9 protein-coding genes and 1 pseudogene are annotated in these 16115 nt (G+C 73.3%); 1 reads left to right on the top strand and 9 read right to left on the bottom strand.

Annotation, left to right across the window (positions count from 1 at the left end; all coding sequences use genetic code 11):
* Positions 1 to 123: 123 nt before the first annotated feature.
* From ACZ6TD_RS26955 to ACZ6TD_RS26920, 8 genes and pseudogenes are all read right to left on the bottom strand, one after another.
* A pseudogene (locus tag ACZ6TD_RS26955) lies at positions 124 to 942 on the bottom strand (enoyl-CoA hydratase family protein); the annotation flags it as partial.
* Positions 939 to 2522, bottom strand: coding sequence for a 4-coumarate--CoA ligase family protein (locus ACZ6TD_RS26950; protein WP_471342264.1), 1584 nt, complete (start codon positions 2520 to 2522; stop codon positions 939 to 941). The pseudogene ACZ6TD_RS26955 and the gene ACZ6TD_RS26950, both read right to left, overlap by 4 nt.
* Before the next feature lie 147 nt (positions 2523 to 2669).
* A complete protein-coding gene (locus ACZ6TD_RS26945; protein ID WP_471342262.1) occupies positions 2670 to 3830 on the bottom strand; it encodes an acyl-CoA dehydrogenase family protein in 1161 nt (386 codons plus the stop codon).
* Between the two features lie 62 nt (positions 3831 to 3892).
* On the bottom strand, positions 3893 to 5848 hold the full coding sequence (locus ACZ6TD_RS26940; RefSeq protein ID WP_471342261.1) for an acetyl/propionyl/methylcrotonyl-CoA carboxylase subunit alpha: 1956 nt from the start codon (positions 5846 to 5848) through the stop codon (positions 3893 to 3895).
* 11 nt (positions 5849 to 5859) lie between these two features.
* Complete coding sequence (locus ACZ6TD_RS26935) at positions 5860 to 7458, bottom strand: acyl-CoA carboxylase subunit beta (protein ID WP_471342259.1); 1599 nt, start codon at positions 7456 to 7458, stop codon at positions 5860 to 5862.
* A 79-nt stretch (positions 7459 to 7537) separates the two neighbouring features.
* On the bottom strand, positions 7538 to 9238 hold the full coding sequence (locus ACZ6TD_RS26930; protein WP_471342258.1) for an acyclic terpene utilization AtuA family protein: 1701 nt from the start codon (positions 9236 to 9238) through the stop codon (positions 7538 to 7540).
* A complete protein-coding gene (locus ACZ6TD_RS26925; RefSeq protein ID WP_471342256.1) occupies positions 9235 to 10203 on the bottom strand; it encodes a TIGR03084 family metal-binding protein in 969 nt (322 codons plus the stop codon). The genes ACZ6TD_RS26930 and ACZ6TD_RS26925 overlap by 4 nt, the downstream gene beginning before the upstream one ends.
* A 273-nt stretch (positions 10204 to 10476) precedes the next feature.
* Positions 10477 to 13341, bottom strand: a complete 2865-nt coding sequence (locus ACZ6TD_RS26920; protein ID WP_471342255.1) for an FAD-binding and (Fe-S)-binding domain-containing protein — start codon at positions 13339 to 13341, stop codon at positions 10477 to 10479.
* A 316-nt stretch (positions 13342 to 13657) separates the two neighbouring features.
* On the opposite strand from ACZ6TD_RS26920, the gene serC reads away from it, so the two are divergent.
* Positions 13658 to 14776 carry a phosphoserine transaminase gene (serC, locus tag ACZ6TD_RS26915; RefSeq protein ID WP_471342253.1) on the top strand — a complete coding sequence of 373 codons (1119 nt, stop codon included), beginning with the start codon at positions 13658 to 13660 and terminating at the stop codon, positions 14774 to 14776.
* A gap of 82 nt (positions 14777 to 14858) precedes the next feature.
* Here the strand turns inward: serC and ACZ6TD_RS26910 are convergent, their stop codons facing one another.
* Complete coding sequence (locus tag ACZ6TD_RS26910) at positions 14859 to 15863, bottom strand: hypothetical protein (RefSeq protein WP_471342252.1); 1005 nt, start codon at positions 15861 to 15863, stop codon at positions 14859 to 14861.
* Positions 15864 to 16115: the final 252 nt, after the last annotated feature.

The following is a 16115-nucleotide window of genomic DNA, read 5'->3' as shown; positions in this document are numbered from 1 at the left end:
GGGGCCCGCGGCCCCCTTGTCCCCCGCATCCCCCGCGTCCGGAGCCGCCCCCGCGGCCGGTATCGCCCCCGTATCCGCCGCGACGCCCGCGTCGGCCGCCGCCCCCGCCTCGGCCACCGTCTGCCGCACCCACGCCGGGTCGCGCCGCTCCAGGAACGACGTCATGCCCTCGCGGGCCTCGTCGGAGGCGAAGAGGCGGGCCGAGAGCGCGGCCAGCGCCTCGCCGTCCCGGTCGAAGGCGCGCAGCACATCGGCGGTCACCAGCCGCTTGGACTCGGCCAGGCCCTGCGGGGAGCCCCGGCGCAACCCGTCGAGGACGGGCGCCAGCGCCTCGTCCGCGTCCCCCTCCGGGTCCGCGATGGTCACCAGCCCGATCCGGGCCGCCTCGGTGGCGTCGAACCGCTCCCCCGTGAGGTAGTAGCGGGCCGCCGCGCGCCGGTCCAGCCGGGGCAGCAGCGGCATCGAGATGACGGCCGGGGCGAGGCCGAGCCGCGCCTCGGTGAAGGCGAAGCTGGCGCCGCGCCCGGCCGCCGAGATGTCACAGGCCCCGAGCAGCCCGAGCCCACCGGCCCGTACGTGCCCGGTGACGCGGGCGACCACCGGCTTGGGCAGCTCCACGATCGACCGCAACAGCGCCACCAGCCCGGACGCCCCCGAAGCCGAGGGCGGTTCGCTCAGATCCGCGCCCGCGCAGAAGGTGGTGCCGGTGTGGGTGAGCAGCACCGCCCGCACGCGGTCGTCCCGCCCGGCCGCCGCCAGCGCCTCGCGCAACTCGGCGACCAGGCGCGAGGAGAGGGCGTTGCGGTTGTGCGGTGAGTCCAGGGTGAGGGTGGTGATCCCGCGCGCGGAGGCGGACCGTACGAGGGCCTTCGGCGCATCAGCCGTAAGGCCGTCGGTCAGAGGTCGGCCGTTCGTGGGGCCGGTCGTGGGGCCGTCGGTCATGGGGCGGTCGAACTCCTTTCCCTGGCGCGCAGTTCACGCCTGAGGATCTTGCCGGTGGCCGAGCGCGGCACGGCGTCCGTGAACTCCACGCGCCGCACCTTCTTGTACGGGGCCACCTGCCCGGCAACGTACGCGATGAGGTCGTCCGCCGAGATCCGGGTCCCGGGCCGGGGCACCACATACGCCTTGGGGATCTCATCGCCCGCCCCGTCCGTCACCCCGATCACGGCGGCGTCGACGACGGCCTCATGGGCGAGCAGCACGGCCTCCAGGTCGGCCGGGGCGACCTGATAGCCCTTGTACTTGATGAGCTCCTTCACCCTGTCCACCACATACAGCCAGCCGTCCGCGTCCACATGTCCGACGTCGCCGGTGTGCAGCCAGCCCTCGGCGTCGATCATCGCGTCGGTGTCCTCGGGGCGGCCCAGATAGCCCTTCATCACCTGCGGTCCGCGGATGACGATCTCGCCGTCCTCGCCCACGGCCAGGTCCGCACCGCTGTCCGGGTCCACGATGCGCATCTCGGTGCTCGGCAGCAGCTTTCCGACGGTCCCGGGCGGGGCGTTCTTCGCGTCGCGCGGCACCAGATGGGAGCCCGGGGACAGCTCCGTCATTCCGAACGCCTGAAGCAGCGGCGGTACGCCGAGCCGTTGGGCGCACGCCTCCGCGAGCCGGGCGTCCAACGGGGCCGCCGCGCTCAGCACGTACCGCACCGACGACAGGTCATGGCCGTCCACCGCCGGGTGCTTGGCGAGCGCGAGCACGATCGGCGGGGCCACATAGAGCGCCTGGGCGCGGTGCTTCTCGATCGCCGCGAGGAAGGTGTCGAGTTCGAAGCGGGGCAGCACGATCACCGTGCCGCCGTTGCGGAGCGGTGCGTTCATGAGCGCCGTAAGGCCGTAGCTGTGGAAGAACGGCAGAACGGCCAGCACCCGCTCCCCCGGCCGGTTGGGCACCAGCGTCTCCACTTGCGCGAGGTTGGTGGCCACGTTGCGGTGGGTGAGCATCACGCCCTTGGGGGTGCCGGTGGTGCCGGAGGAGTACGGCAGGACGGCGATGTCCTCGGCCGGGTCGATCGCCACCACCGGTTCGGGCGCGGTGCCGCTCTGCATGGAGCGCAGCGAGCGATGGCCGCTCGCCCCGTCGCAGACGAAGATCTCCCGTATCCCGCCCGCCCGTTCGGCGGCCTGCCGGGCCACGCCCAGCAGCGCCGAGACGGTGATGATCCAGGACGCGGCCGCGTCCCTGAGCTGCTTGGCGAACTCCTCCGGCGTCGCCAGCGGATGCACCGTGGTGACCGCGGCCCCGGTCCGGGTGGTGCCGTAGAACGCCGGTGGGTACATGATCGAATTGGGGCTGTGCAGGGCCACCACATCGCCCTTGCGCACCCCCGCCTCGGCCAGCTCGGCCCCGATCCGGCGCGACGCGCGGTCCAGCGCGGCATAGCTCAGGGCCGCCCCGGTCACGCCGTCCACCAGCGCGGTCAGGTCGCCGAACTCCTCGGCCGCGCGGGCCAGTACGGCGTCGTGGATGGGCAAATCGACGGGCGGTACATCGGGATACTCGCTGCGCAGCACCATGGCCGCTCCCCTCAGCTCTGATGGACCTACCTGTCCGTTCTGCCCTACCCGCGAGCTCCCTACGACTTCGGCGGGCCCGGCGCCGACCCAGTACGACTTGGGCCCGCTCAGTACGACCTGGGCTCGCTCAGTACGACTTGGGTCCTTTCAGTACGACTTGGGCAGGCCCAGGGTCTGGTGGGAGACGTAGTTGAGGATCATCTCCCGGCTGACGGGGGCGATCCGGGCCACCCGGGCCGCCGTGATCAGCCGGCCCAGCCCGTACTCGGCGGTCAGGCCGTTGCCGCCGAGGGTGTGCACGGCCTGGTCCACCGCCCTCACCGCGGCCTCCCCGGCCGCGTACTTGGCCATGTTGGCGGCCTCGCCCGCGCCCGCGTCATCGCCCGCGTCGTACAGGTACGCCGCCTTCGCCATCATCAGCCGGGCCAGCTCCAGCTCGATATGGGCCTGGGCGAGGGGGTGGGCGATCGCCTGATGGGCGCCGATGGGCTCCTTCCACACCTGGCGGGTACGGGCGTAGTCCACGGCCTTGTCGAGCGCGTAGCGGCCCATCCCCAGCGCGAACGCCGCCGTCATGATGCGCTCCGGGTTGAGCCCCGCGAACAGTTGGAGCAGCCCGGCGTCCTCGTCGCCCACCAGCGCGTCGGCGGGCAGCCGTACGTCGTCCAGCACCAGCTCGAACTGCTTCTCCGCGGCGGCCAGCTCCATGGGGATGTGGTGGTGGGAGAAGCCGTGGGTCTCGCGCGGGACGATGAACAGACAGGGCTTGAGCTTCCCGGTCCTGGCGTCCTCGGTGCGGCCGACGACAAGGACCGCGTCGGCCTTGTCCACCCCGGTGATGAAGACCTTACGGCCGTTGAGTATCCAGCCGCCGCCCTCGTCCCGGCGGGCGGTGGTGGTGATGCGGTGCGAGTTGGACCCGGCGTCGGGCTCGGTGATGCCGAAGGCCATGGTGATGCTGCCGTCGGCCAGACCGGGCAGCCAGCGCTCCTTCTGCTCGGCGGTGCCGAACCGGGCGATGACGGTGCCGCAGATGGCGGGCGAGACGACGAGCATGAGCAGCGGGCAGCCCGCCGCGCCCAGCTCCTCCAGGACGATGGACAGCTCGGTGATGCCACCGCCCCCGCCGCCGTACTTCTCGGGGAGATTGACGCCGAGGTAGCCCAGCTTTCCTGCCTCGGCCCACAGTTCAGCGGCCCCGTCGCCCTCCTGGGGGCCGCCCGGGGCGTGTCCCTTGGCGAAGGACGACACCGCGGCGCGGAGCGCCACGCGCTCCGGGGTGTCCACGGGCATGTGCGGGCTGGTCATGGACGGCTCCTCCCACGTGCGTGCGTTGTGCGGGCCACTTGGGCTGTGTTCCGCGGGCTGGGTCACTCCCCCGCCGCCACGACGGCGAGCAGGGCTCCGACCTCGACCTGGCGGCCGGGGGCGGCGTGCAGGGCGGTGAGCACCCCGGCGGCGGGCGCCGTCACGCGGTGCTCCATCTTCATGGCCTCCAGCCACAGCAGGGGCTGACCGGCCTCGACCCGGTCCCCGACCGCCACCTCGGCGACCCGCACCACCGTGCCCGGCATGGGCGCCAGCAGCGAGCCCGGTTCGGTGCGGGCGGTGGGGTCGGGGAAGCGGGGCAGCGCGGTGAACACATGGCCGCCCTGGGGCGTGTCGACATAGCGGCGGTCCCCATAGGCCGTCACCTCGAACGTGCGCCGGACCCCGGCCACATCGAGGACGACCCGCGCCGGCTCGGCGGACCGCCCTGGCTCAGCGGCCCGCCCCGGCTCGGCGCCCAGCAGCCGGACGTCGGAGAAGCCCTCCGCGAGCATCCCGTCGCGGGTGAGGCGGTAGCGCACCTCGTGCTCGGTGCCGCCCGGTTCGGCGCGGTAGCTCCTCTGCTGCGACTGGGAGGGCACATTGCGCCAGCCGCCCAGCCGCCCCGCCACGGTCGTCGGCCGCCGCGCCGCGTCGGCCAGGGCGGCGGCGAGGGCGGCGAGCGGAGCCGCCTCGTCGTCATCGGAGGCGGCGGTCAGCTCGGGCAGATGGCGTTCGAGGAACCCGGTGTCCATACGGGCCGCCTCGAACTCCGGGTGGCGCAGCGCCCGTACGAGCAGCTCGCGGTTGGTCACCGGGCCGTGGATCCGGGCCCGCTCCAGCCCGTGGGCCAGCCGCCGTACCGCCTCGGCCCGGGTGGGGGCCACGGCGATGACCTTGGCCAGCATCGGGTCGTAGTGGACGCCGATCGTGTCCCCGCCGTCCGGGCCGGAGTCCACCCGCAGCCCGGGGATCTCCAGCCGGTGCAGGATCCCCGTCTGCGGTCGCCAGTCGCGCGCCGGGTCCTCGGCGTACAGCCGCGCCTCGACGGCGTGCCCCCGGGCCGCCGGAGGCTCGGCGTCGAGCCGCTCCCCCTCCGCGATCCGCAGTTGGAGCGCCACCAGGTCGAGGCCGTGGATCTCCTCGGTGACCGGGTGCTCGACCTGGAGGCGGGTGTTCATCTCCAGGAAGTACGCCCGCCCCGAGGGTGAGACCAGGAACTCCACCGTGCCCGCGCCCTCGTAGCCGATCGCGCGCGCCGCGTTCGCCGCCGACTCGGCCAGAGTGCGCCGCAGTTCCTCGTCAAGACCGGGGGCCGGGGCCTCCTCGATGACCTTCTGGTGGCGGCGCTGGAGGGAGCAGTCCCGGGTGCCGAGGGTCCATACGGTGCCGTGGGTGTCGGCGAGCACCTGGACCTCGACATGGCGGGCGCCCTCCATATAGGGCTCCACGAAGATCTCACCGTCACCGAAGGCGGAGGCCGCCTCGGCGCGGGCGGAGTCGAGTTCGGCGGGGAGCGCGTCCAGTTCGCGCACCACCCGCATGCCCCGGCCGCCGCCGCCCGCCGCCGCCTTGACCAGCACGGGCAGATCGCCGGCGGTGACCTCGGCCGGGTCGAGCGGATCGAGCAGCGGCACGCCCGCCTTGCGCATGATCTCCTTGGCGCGGGTCTTGGAGGCCATGGCCTCCATCGCCTCGGGCGGCGGCCCCACCCACACCAGCCCCGCGGCCCTTACGGCGCGCGCGAAGTCGGCGTGCTCGGAGAGGAAGCCATAGCCGGGGTGGACGGCGTCGGCCCCGGCGGCCAGGGCGGCCCGCACCAGGAGATCGCCGCGCAGATAGGTGTCGGCCGGGGCGTCGCCCGGCAGCCTTACGGCGGAGTCGGCCTCGCGCGCGTGGGGCGCGTCGGCGTCCGCGTCGGAGTGCACCGCGACGGTGGCGATGCCGAGGTCACGGCAGGTGCGGACGATACGCCGCGCTATCTCGGCGCGGTTGGCGACCAGGAGGGAACGGATCACGGGTTCCTCACTCACATCCGGAAGACGCCGAAGCCACCGCGCGCGCCCTCGACCGGCGCGGTGTGCAGGGCGGACAGACACAGGCCGAGCACGGTGCGGGTGTCGCGCGGGTCGATGACGCCGTCGTCGTAGAGCCGCCCGGAGAGGAAGAGCGGCAGCGACTCGGACTCGATCTGCTGCTCCACCATGGCGCGCAGCGCGGCGTCGGCCTCCTCGTCGTAGGGCTGCCCCTTGGCGGCGGCGGACTGCCGGGCGACGATCGACATCACCCCGGCGAGCTGCTGCGGTCCCATCACGGCGGACTTGGCGCTGGGCCAGGCGAAGAGGAAGCGGGGGTCGTACGCCCGGCCGCACATCCCGTAGTGACCGGCGCCGTACGAGGCGCCGATGAGCACCGACAGATGCGGGACGCGGGAGTTGGAGACGGCGTTGATCATCATGGCGCCGTGCTTGATGATCCCGCCCTGCTCGTAGTCGCGGCCGACCATGTAGCCGGTGGTGTTGTGCAGGAAGAGCAGCGGGATGTCGCGCTGGTTGGCGAGCTGGATGAACTGCGCCGCCTTCTGCGACTCCTCGCTGAACAGCACCCCCTGGGCGTTGGCCAGGACCCCGACCGGATAGCCGTGCAGCGCGGCCCAGCCGGTGGCCAGGCTGCGCCCGTACAGCGGCTTGAACTCGTCGAAGTCCGAGCCGTCGACGATCCGGGCGATCACCTCGCGCGGGTCGAAGGGGACCTTCAGATCGCTCGGAACGATGCCGAGCAGCTCCTCGGCGTCGTACTTCGGCGGTTCGGCCGGCCCCGGATCGGGGTGCGCCTTGCGCCAGTTGAGGCGGGCGACCACCCGGCGGGCCTGGCGCAGCGCGTCGGGCTCGTCGGTGGCGAAGTAGTCGGCGAGCCCGGAGGTGCGGGCGTGCATCTCGGCGCCGCCCAGCGACTCGTCGTCGCTCTCCTCACCGGTGGCCATCCTCACCAGCGGCGGACCGCCCAGGAAGACCTTGGAGCGCTCCTTGACCATGATCACGTGGTCGGACATCCCGGGGATGTACGCGCCTCCGGCGGTGGAGTTGCCGAAGACCACGGCGATCGTGGGGATTCCCGAAGCGGACAGCCGGGTGAGATCCCGGAACATCGCCCCGCCGGGGATGAAGATCTCCTTCTGGGAGGGGAGATCGGCGCCGCCGGACTCGACCAGGCTGACGAGCGGGAGCCGGTTGGCGCGGGCGATCTCATGGGCGCGCAGCGCCTTCTTGAGCGTCCAGGGGTTGCTGGCCCCGCCGCGTACGGTCGGGTCATTGGCGCTGATCATGCACTCCACACCGGAGATCACCCCGATGCCGGTGACGATCGAGGCCCCGACCGGGTAGTCGCTGCCCCAGCCGGCCAGCGGCGACAGCTCAAGGAAGGGGGTGTCCGGGTCCAGCAGCATCTCGATCCGCTCGCGGACCAGCAGCTTGCCGCGCTCGCGATGGCGCTGGACGTATTTCTCACCGCCCCCGGCGAGCGCCTTGGCGTGCTCGCCCTCCAACTCGGCGAGCTTGGCGAGCATCGCCTCCCGATGGGCCGTGTGGTCGGCGCCTGCGGGGTCGAGCGCGGACGCGAGCACGGTCACAGCGATACCTCCGGTATGTCCAGGCGGCGAGAGAGCGGCCCATCGCCAACGGCCGTGGTTCGGAGGCCGGAACGGGGGATCACAGCAGAACCTCCGGTATGTCCAGATGGCGGGAGCGCAGCCATTCGCCGACGGCCTTGGCCTGGGGGTCGAAGCGGGCCTGCGCGGCGACGCCCTCGCCGAGCAGGCCGTCCACGACGAAGTTCAGGGCCCGCAGCCGGGGCAGCGGATGGCGGGTGACGTTCAGCGCGGCCGTCTCCGGGAGCAGCTCCCGCAGCCGGTCGACGGTGAGGGTGTGGGCCAGCCAGCGCCAGGCGTCCTCACCGCGCGCCCAGACGCCGATGTTGGCGCTGCCGCCCTTGTCGCCGCTGCGGGCCCCGGCGACCGCGCCGAGCGGGGCGCGGCGGGTCGGCCCCGGCGGCAGCGGGGGCGGCAGCGGGGGTTCGTCCACCGGACCTCCGGCGGCGGGCGTGGAGGGCGCCGGGGGAACGGACAGCCGGGTGCCGTCCGGCAGTACGGCGGTGTGCGGCACGGTGTCGGCCGGGGTCTCCACGGCCTCGAAGACGCCGTAAGGAGAGCCCTTTCCGGGCGGGGCGGTCACATGGAAGCCGGGGTAGCTGGCGAGGGCCAGTTCGACGGCCGCGCCGCTGATCACCCGCCCCACCGCCGCCGGGTCCCGGTCGCGCACCACCAGCCGCAGCAGTGCGCTCGCCTCCTCCTGTACGGCCGCGTCGGGGTGGTCGGTACGGGAGAGGGTCCAGCGGACCTCGGCGGGGCGGTGCTTGCTCATCGCCCCCTCCATCTGGTCCCGTACGAGCGCCGCCTTGGCCTCGATGTCCAGGCCGGTGAGCACGAACACCACCTCGTTGCGGTGGCCGCCGAGCCGGGTCAGCCCGGTCTTGAGGGTGCGGGGCGGCGCCTCGCCCCGTACGCCGTGGACGCGCACCCGGTCCGGGCCGTCCTGGGTGAGCCGCACCGAGTCCAGCCGGGCGGTGACATCGGGGCCCAGGTAGCGGGCGCCCGCCGTCTCGTAGAGGAGCTGGGCGGTGACGGTCCCGACCGTGACGGCGCCGCCGGTGTGCGGATGCTTGGTGATCACGCTGGAGCCGTCGGGGTGGATCTCGGCGAGGGGGAAGCCGGGGCGGCGGACGTCGTGCTCGGCGAAGAAGGAGTAGTTGCCGCCGGTCGCCTGGGTACCGCACTCCAGGATGTGCCCGGCGACCACGGCCCCGGCGAGCGCGTCCCAGTCGTCGGCGGCCCATCCGAAGTGCGCGGCGGCCGGGCCCGTCACCAGCGCGGCGTCCGTCACCCGCCCGGTGACCACCACGTCCGCGCCACCGCGCAGACAGGCCGTGATCCCGGCCCCGCCGAGATACGCGTTGGCGGTGACCACGCCGGGCCCCCAGTCGCGGGCGCCGAGGAGGTCGTCGCCCTCGACGTGGGCCACCCGGCACTCGATGCCGAGCCGCTCGGCCAGCTCGCGGATCGCGTCCGCCAACCCGGCCGGATTGAGCCCGCCCGCGTTGGTGACGAGTCGCACGCCGCGCTCCATGGCGAGCCCCAGGGTGTCCTCGAGCTGACGCGGAAAGGTCGTGGCATAGCCCCGCGCGGGGTCCTTGGCACGGTCCCGGCCCAGGATGAGCATGGTCAACTCGGCGAGGTAGTCACCGGTCAGCACGTCCAGGGGCCCGCCGGTGAGCATCTCGCGCACCGCGTCGAAGCGGTCGCCGTAGAAACCGGAGGCGTTGCCGATACGGAGGGGGCCGGGCGGAGGGGTCACGGGGCGCCTCCGGGGCGGTGTCCGGGAACGTCGCTCGGCGGGGCGGGGCTTGCGGGGGCGTCGCTTGGGGCGCCGAGGCCGGCGGAGGGACCGCCCGAGCCACCACCGCCTGCGGAGGCGTCGCCGGGGGCACCACCACCCGCCGTGCGCTCGGCACCACCACCCACCATGTGCTCCGTCCGCTGCCCCGGAGCCCGGCCCTTGCCGGGCGGGCCCGCGAACGCCTGAGCGATGTCCAGCCAGCGGTCCGCGTCCGGCCCTTCGGCGCGTACGGCCAGGTCGTCGCGGTGGGCCCGCTGGGTCACCAGCAGACAGAAGTCCAGCGCGGGCCCGGTGACCCGCTGAGCGGCGTCCTCCGGCCCGTACGTCCACAGCTCACCGTCCGGAGCGGTGAGTTCGACCCGGAACTCCTCGGCCGGCGGCTCCATCCCCCGCGCCGCGTACGCGTAGCCCCGCGCCCGGACCCCGATCCGGGCCACATGGCGCAGCCGGGCGGTGGGGGCCCGGCGCACGCCCAGCGCGTCGGCGACGTCCTGGCCGTGCGCCCAGGTCTCCATCAGCCGGGCGGTCGCCATCGACATCACGCTCATCGGGGGCCCGTACCACGGCAGCCGGGCGCGCGGCGGCTGCGCGGCCAGCGTCCGGAGCAGCCGCTCCCGCCCCTCGCGCCAGCGGCCCAGCAGCACCTCGGGCGGCTCGGCCGCGCCGCGCTCGGCGCCCTCGTCCACGAACGCGTCCGGCGCGGCCCACGCCCGGCGCACCTCGTCCGCGAACCCCTGGGCGTCCTCGGCGGCTTGTACGGCCCGCTCGTCGGTCCACGTGAGATGCGCGATCTGGTGGGCGATGGTCCACCCGGGCGCGGGCGTCGCCATCCGCCACTCCGCGCCCCCGAGCCCGGCCACCAGGCCGTCCAACTCGTCCCCCTCCGCCCGCAGATCGCCGAGCAGAGCCTCCGTCTCGGACACGCGTCGCTCCCGTCGTCGGGTCTGTCGTGTGTCGGCCTTCTCTTGCCCTCGTCAAGAGCCCTCACCGAGCGCCCTCGTCAAGCGCCCTCACCGAGCGCCCTCGCCAAGAGCTCTCGACGAGCGAGGGTGGCAGCGCGACGAGAAACAATCAAGCACGCTTGCATGATTCAGCCGGTTGAGACGGCCCGTCAGGGCGCGCCGACAGTGGGGCTGGTCGGCTCGATGAGGTGTGCGGCTCGGCGGACCAGCCCCGGCAACCGCGACCGGCTCGCCTTACGGCAGCCGTTCCGCCAGGACCTCTGCCAGGTGGCGGCCCTTCTGGCCCGCCAGCTGGGTGAGTTGGGTGCGGCAGGAGTAGCCGTCCGCCAGGATCTCCGTGCCGGGTTCTGCGGCCCTTACGGAGGGCAGCAGTTGCTCCTCGGCGCAGGCCGCCGAGACCTCGTAGTGGCCGTTCTCGAAGCCGAAGTTGCCTGCCAGGCCGCAGCAGCCGCCGCTCAAGGCGCCCGTAAGGCCGGCGCGTTCGCGGAGGCGGCGTTCGGCGGCGTCGCCGAGGACGGCGTGTTGGTGGCAGTGGGTCTGGCCGACGACGGGGCGGTCGATCCTCGGGGGCCGCCAGTCGGGGGCGTAAGCCTCCAGCGCCTGGGCGAACGTCGAGACGGACTCGGCGAGGCGTGCCGCGCGCGGGTCGGAGGTGAGGAGTTCGGGGAGGTCGGTGCGGAGGGCGGCGGTGCAGCTGGGTTCGAGGCCGACCACCGGGAGCCCGGCGTCCAGGGCCGGGGCCATGACGTCCAGGGTGCGCCGCATGACCGTACGGGCGCGGTCGAGCTGGCCGGTGGAGACCCAGGTCAGCCCGCAGCACACGGGCTTCGGCGGAACGACCACCCGCAGCCCGGCCGCCTCCAGCACGGCGACCGCCGACCGGCCGACGGACGGGGAGAGGTGGTTGGTGAAGGTGTCCGGCCACAGGACGACGGTCCGTCCGTGCTCGGGCCGCACCGATCCCGATCCGGTCCCCGCCTCGCGCGCCGCCGTGCGGACCCGGTCGCGCCACCACCTCGTGAAGGGCTCGTGGGCCAGTTCCGGGATGTCGCGTTCGGGGGCGATGCCGCCCAGGCGTTTGGCCAGGGTGGCGAGTGGGCTCACCCCGGCCAGCGCGTTGGCCGCCGGGGCCGCCCGCAGGAGGGACGCCGCCCGCAGCCACACCGGGAGCCAGCCCATCGAGTAGTGGGCGGCGGGGCGCGGCCGGCCCTCGTAGTGGTGGTGCAGGAACTCCGCCTTGTAGGTGGCCATGTCGACCTCCACCGGGCAGTCGCTGCGGCAGCCCTTGCAGGACAGGCACAGGTCGAGGGCGTCCCGTACCTCCTCCGAGCGCCAGCCGTCCTGGACGACCTCGCCCGCGAGCATCTCGTGCAGCAGCCGGGCCCGGCCGCGCGTGGAGTGCTTCTCCTCGCCGGTCACGCGGTACGACGGGCACATCACCCCGGCGCCGGACACCGACTCGTTGCGGCACTTGGCGACGCCCACACAGCGCCGGACCGCCGCCGAGAAGTCGCCCTTGTCGTGCGGATAGCCGAACTCGACGTCCACCGGGCGCCTGGGCAGCGGGTCGAAGCGCAGGTTCTGGTCCAGCCGCTGCGGGCGGGCCAGGACGCCGGGGTTGAGGCCGCCCTCCGGGTCCCACAGGTCCTTGAAGCGGGAGAAGAGGCCGACCATCTCCGCCCCGTACATGCGCGGCAGCAGCTCGGCGCGGGCCAGGCCGTCGCCGTGTTCGCCGGAGAGCGAGCCGCCGTGGGCGACGACGAGATCGGCGAGGTCGGCGGAGAAGGCGCGGAAGACCCGGATGCCGGGCTCGGTCAGCAGGTCGAAGTCGATGCGGACATGGATGCAGCCGTCCCCGAAGTGCCCGTACGGCGTGCCGCGCAGCCCGTGCTGGGCCATCAGGGCGCGGAAGTCGCGCAGATACGCGCCGAGCCGGGGCGGCGGCACGGCGCAGTCCTCCCAGCCGGGCCATGCCTCGCTGCCATCGCTCCTACCCGGAGTACGCAGTCGGGTCGCGGTCCCGGAGGCGTCCTCGCGCACCCGCCACAGGGCGCGCTGCCCGGCCGGGTCGGCGACCACGGTGTGGTCGGTGGTGGCCTCGGCGGCGGCGCGGGCCACCTCCTGGGCGCGGGAGAGCGCCTCCTCGCGGGTGGCGCCGCCGACCTCCACGAACAGCCAGGCCCCGCCCTTGGGCAGCCCGGTCGCCCCGGCGACCAGATCGGCGGCCATGCCCTCGACGGTCAGCGGACCGTAGGGCAGCAGGGTGTGCGCGGCCTCGGCCGCCGCGCTCTCGTCGGGGTAGCCGAGCACGGCCAGGGCGCGGGCGCCGGGCGCCTCCACCAGCCTTACAGTCGCCTCGGTCACCACGCCGAGGGTGCCCTCGCTGCCGGTGAGGGCGCGGGCGAGGTCGGCGTTCTTCTCGGGCAGCAGCTCGTCCAGGGCGTAGCCGGAGATCCGGCGGGGCAGCTCGGGGAAGCCGGTGCGCAGCAGGGCCAGATGCTGACCGGCCAGGGACCGTATGCCGTCGCGGAGCCGGGCGGGCAGGTCGTGGAGGCCCTGGGCGGCGCGCACCCGCTCCCCGCCGTAGGTGAGGACGTCCAGCTCGTGGACGTTGTCGGCGGTGGTGCCCCAGGCCACGGAGTGGGAGCCGCAGGAGTTGTTGCCGATCATGCCGCCGAGGGTGCAGCGGCTGTGGGTGGACGGGTCGGGGCCGAACGTCAGCCCATGGGCGCCGGCCGCCGTACGGAGGTCGTCGCAGATCACGCCCGGCTGGACGACGGCGGTGCGCCGCTCGGGGTCGAGCGAGAGGATGCCGCGCATATGGCGGGTGAAGTCGAGGACGACGCCGAGCCCGGTGGCCTGGCCGGCGATCGAGGTCCCGGCGCCGCGCGCGACCACCGGCACCCCGCGCTCCCGGCACACGGCCAGCACCGCCGCCACATCGTCGGCGTCGCGGGGCGCGACCACCCCGGCGGGCACCCGCCGGTAGTTGGACGCGTCCATGGTCATCAGGGCCCGGCTCGCCGTGTCGAAGGAGACGTCCCCGCGGACGGCCCGTCGCAGCGCCTGCTCCAGCTCGTCTGCCTGGTGATCAGCCATGCCTCCATGGTCCACGGCGAGGCGGCCGTTGAGAATGTCCAATTCCGATTCATGGCCGCTTCATGGTCGGCGTGCATGGCCTGTGCATGGCCCGTACACGGACGCTTCACAGCCTCGGCGCACGGCCGCTCCATCAGCCGCTTCATGGCCGCCACGCATGGCCCGCATGACGAGAATGACCGCCTTAAGGCTGCCATGTTCCAGCGATCGGCCCTTATGCCGGCACATCGTCGCGCGTCAACAGGATGTGGACATACCGTCTCACCCGCTGGACGCACCGTCGGAGCGCGGGTGCCGACGGATTAGGCTTCGGCTCGTGGCTGAGATCCGGATTCCCGATGACATCAAGCCCGCCGACGGACGCTTCGGCTCGGGCCCCTCCAAGGTGCGCACCGAGGCGCTGAGCGCCCTGGCCGCGACCGGAAGCTCCCTGCTGGGCACCTCCCACCGCCAGGCCCCGGTCAAGAACCTGGTCGGCGCCGTGCGCGAAGGGGTGCGCGAGCTCTTCCGACTCCCGGAGGGGTACGAGGTCATCCTGGGCAACGGTGGCTCCACCGCCTTCTGGGACATCGCGACCCACGGGCTGATCGACTCCAAGTCCCAGCATCTGTCCTTCGGCGAGTTCTCCTCGAAGTTCGCCAAGGCGGCGAAGCTGGCGCCGTGGCTCGAGGAGCCCACGGTGATCACCTCCGACCCCGGCACCCACCCGGAGCCGCGCGCCGAGAGCGGCACGGACGTCTACGCCTTCACCCACAACGAGACCTCCACCGGTGTCGCCATGCCCATCCAGCGGGTGGCCGGTGCCGACGAGGGCGCGCTGGTGCTGGTGGACGCGACCTCCGGAGCGGGCGGTCTGCCGATCGACATCGCCGAGACGGACGTCTACTACTTCGCGCCGCAGAAGTCCTTCGCGGCGGACGGCGGTCTGTGGATCGGCGTCTTCTCGCCCGCCGCGCTGGAGCGCGCCGCCCGGATCCACGCCTCCGGCCGGCACGTCCCCGAGTTCTTCTCGCTGCCGACCGCGATCGACAACTCGCTGAAGAACCAGACGTACAACACCCCGGCACTGGCGACGCTCTTCCTGCTGGACGACCAGCTGAAGTGGATCAACGGCCAGGGCGGTCTGGACTGGGCGGTGCGCCGCACCGCGACCTCCTCGCGCACGCTGTACGGCTGGGCCGAGGAGTCCAAGTTCGCCACCCCGTTCGTGGCCGACCCGGCCAAGCGGTCGCAGGTCGTCGGCACGATCGACTTCAACGAGGAGATCGACGCCGCCGCGGTCGCCAAGGCGCTGCGGGCCAACGGCATCGTGGACACCGAGCCGTACCGCAAGCTGGGCCGCAACCAGCTGCGGGTGGCGATGTTCCCGGCCGTCGACCCGGCGGACGTCGAGGCCCTGACGGCGTGCGTGGACTACGTCATCGAGCACCTCTGAGGGGCTCGCTCCGCACGCGAAGGGGCCCGCGGCCGACCACCGGCCGCGGGCCCCTTCGCGCGCTGACGATCCAGCCCCGGGATCAGCCCCGGCGGAAGAGCTTGCGCAGGCCGAGGAACACCACCAGCGCCCCGACGAAGGTGAGCCCGGCCTTGACCAGGTTGCCGTTCTTGTCGTCGTCGGTGAGCTTGCCGTCGACGCGGTCGGAGTACTCCCCGTTCTTCTTCTGCTCCTTCGCGGTGGCGTCCGGCAGCAGCTCCCCGCCGAGGTCCACCGGCGTCACCTTGGAGCCCGCGCCCTCGGTGCCGTACATGAGGGTGCCGCCGTCCGGGGTGAAGGTGACCGACTCGCCCTGCCGCTGGAGCGGCAGCCCCGGCTCCTTCTCCAGCCGCGTCGGCTTTCCGTTCCGCCAGCGGTACTCGGCGGCCGAGAAGTAGCCGCGCAGCACCAGCCGGGTGCCGTCCGGGGAGAACGCCCCGTCCGTGACCTCCATGTCGAGGTCGGAGACCCGCTGGAAGACATTCACCCCGGAGGGGCTCAGCGTGGTCGGCCCGGCGTACAGCCCGCCGTCCTCGTCACTCTTGCTGGCGATGTAGACGCGGCCGGTCTTGGGATGGACCATCAGCGCCTCGGCGTCGCGCGGCCCGCCCTGGTACTTGACGGTGAACTGGGTCGCGGTGACGGTGGTGTCCTTCAACCGCTTCGGCTCGGGGAAGCGGTAGATCCACACATGGTCCCACTGACCGCCCAGGTTGTCGCCGATGTCGCCGACGTAGACGTTGCCGTCCGGCCCTATCGAGATCGCTTCCACATCGCGGGGATCCCCTATGCCGCGCAGGGTGACCCGCGCGACCGTCTTCCCGGTCCTGCCGTCCACGGCGTAGACGTACGGGCCGTCCGAGCTGTCGTTGTGCGTCCAGTAGACGCCGGGGTGGAGACGGCTCGCGGCGAGGCCGCTGGACTCGGTGATCCGGGGGTCCTGGATCGTGAAGGGGGACGGCGACGACGAGTCGTCGGCGGCGGCCGGGGCGGCTGCGGACACGGCCAGCAGCGCGGCGGCACCGAGTACGAACGGAAGCGGACGCATGGGCCCAAGCCTGCCATCCCGCCGGGGGCGTCCGGTGCCGGAACCACGCCGGGGGGCTCCCTCCGGCCACGTATGGCTTCCCGTCGGGCAGGGCTTCCGTCCGGGCGGGGCTTCCGTCCGGGCGGGGCTTCCGTCCGGGCAGGGCTTCCGTCCGGGCGGGGCTTCCGCCTTCCGCCCGCGCCCGGCCATCCGTCCAGCCATGACTTCCGCCCACGGCCGGCTTCCGTACACGCCCGGCTTCCGTGATCACGC

It is taken from the genome of Streptomyces yongxingensis, assembly GCF_055597465.1.
This window is presented reverse-complemented; position numbering and strand designations above follow the sequence as displayed.

Coding starts and splice junctions, on each gene's coding strand:
- ACZ6TD_RS26950 (WP_471342264.1), bottom strand. CDS start 2,522: ATGGTGCTGCGCAGCGAGTATCCCGATGTACCGCCCGTCGATTTGCCC.
- ACZ6TD_RS26910 (WP_471342252.1), bottom strand. CDS start 15,863: ATGCGTCCGCTTCCGTTCGTACTCGGTGCCGCCGCGCTGCTGGCCGTG.
- ACZ6TD_RS26920 (WP_471342255.1), bottom strand. CDS start 13,341: ATGGCTGATCACCAGGCAGACGAGCTGGAGCAGGCGCTGCGACGGGCC.
- ACZ6TD_RS26945 (WP_471342262.1), bottom strand. CDS start 3,830: ATGACCAGCCCGCACATGCCCGTGGACACCCCGGAGCGCGTGGCGCTC.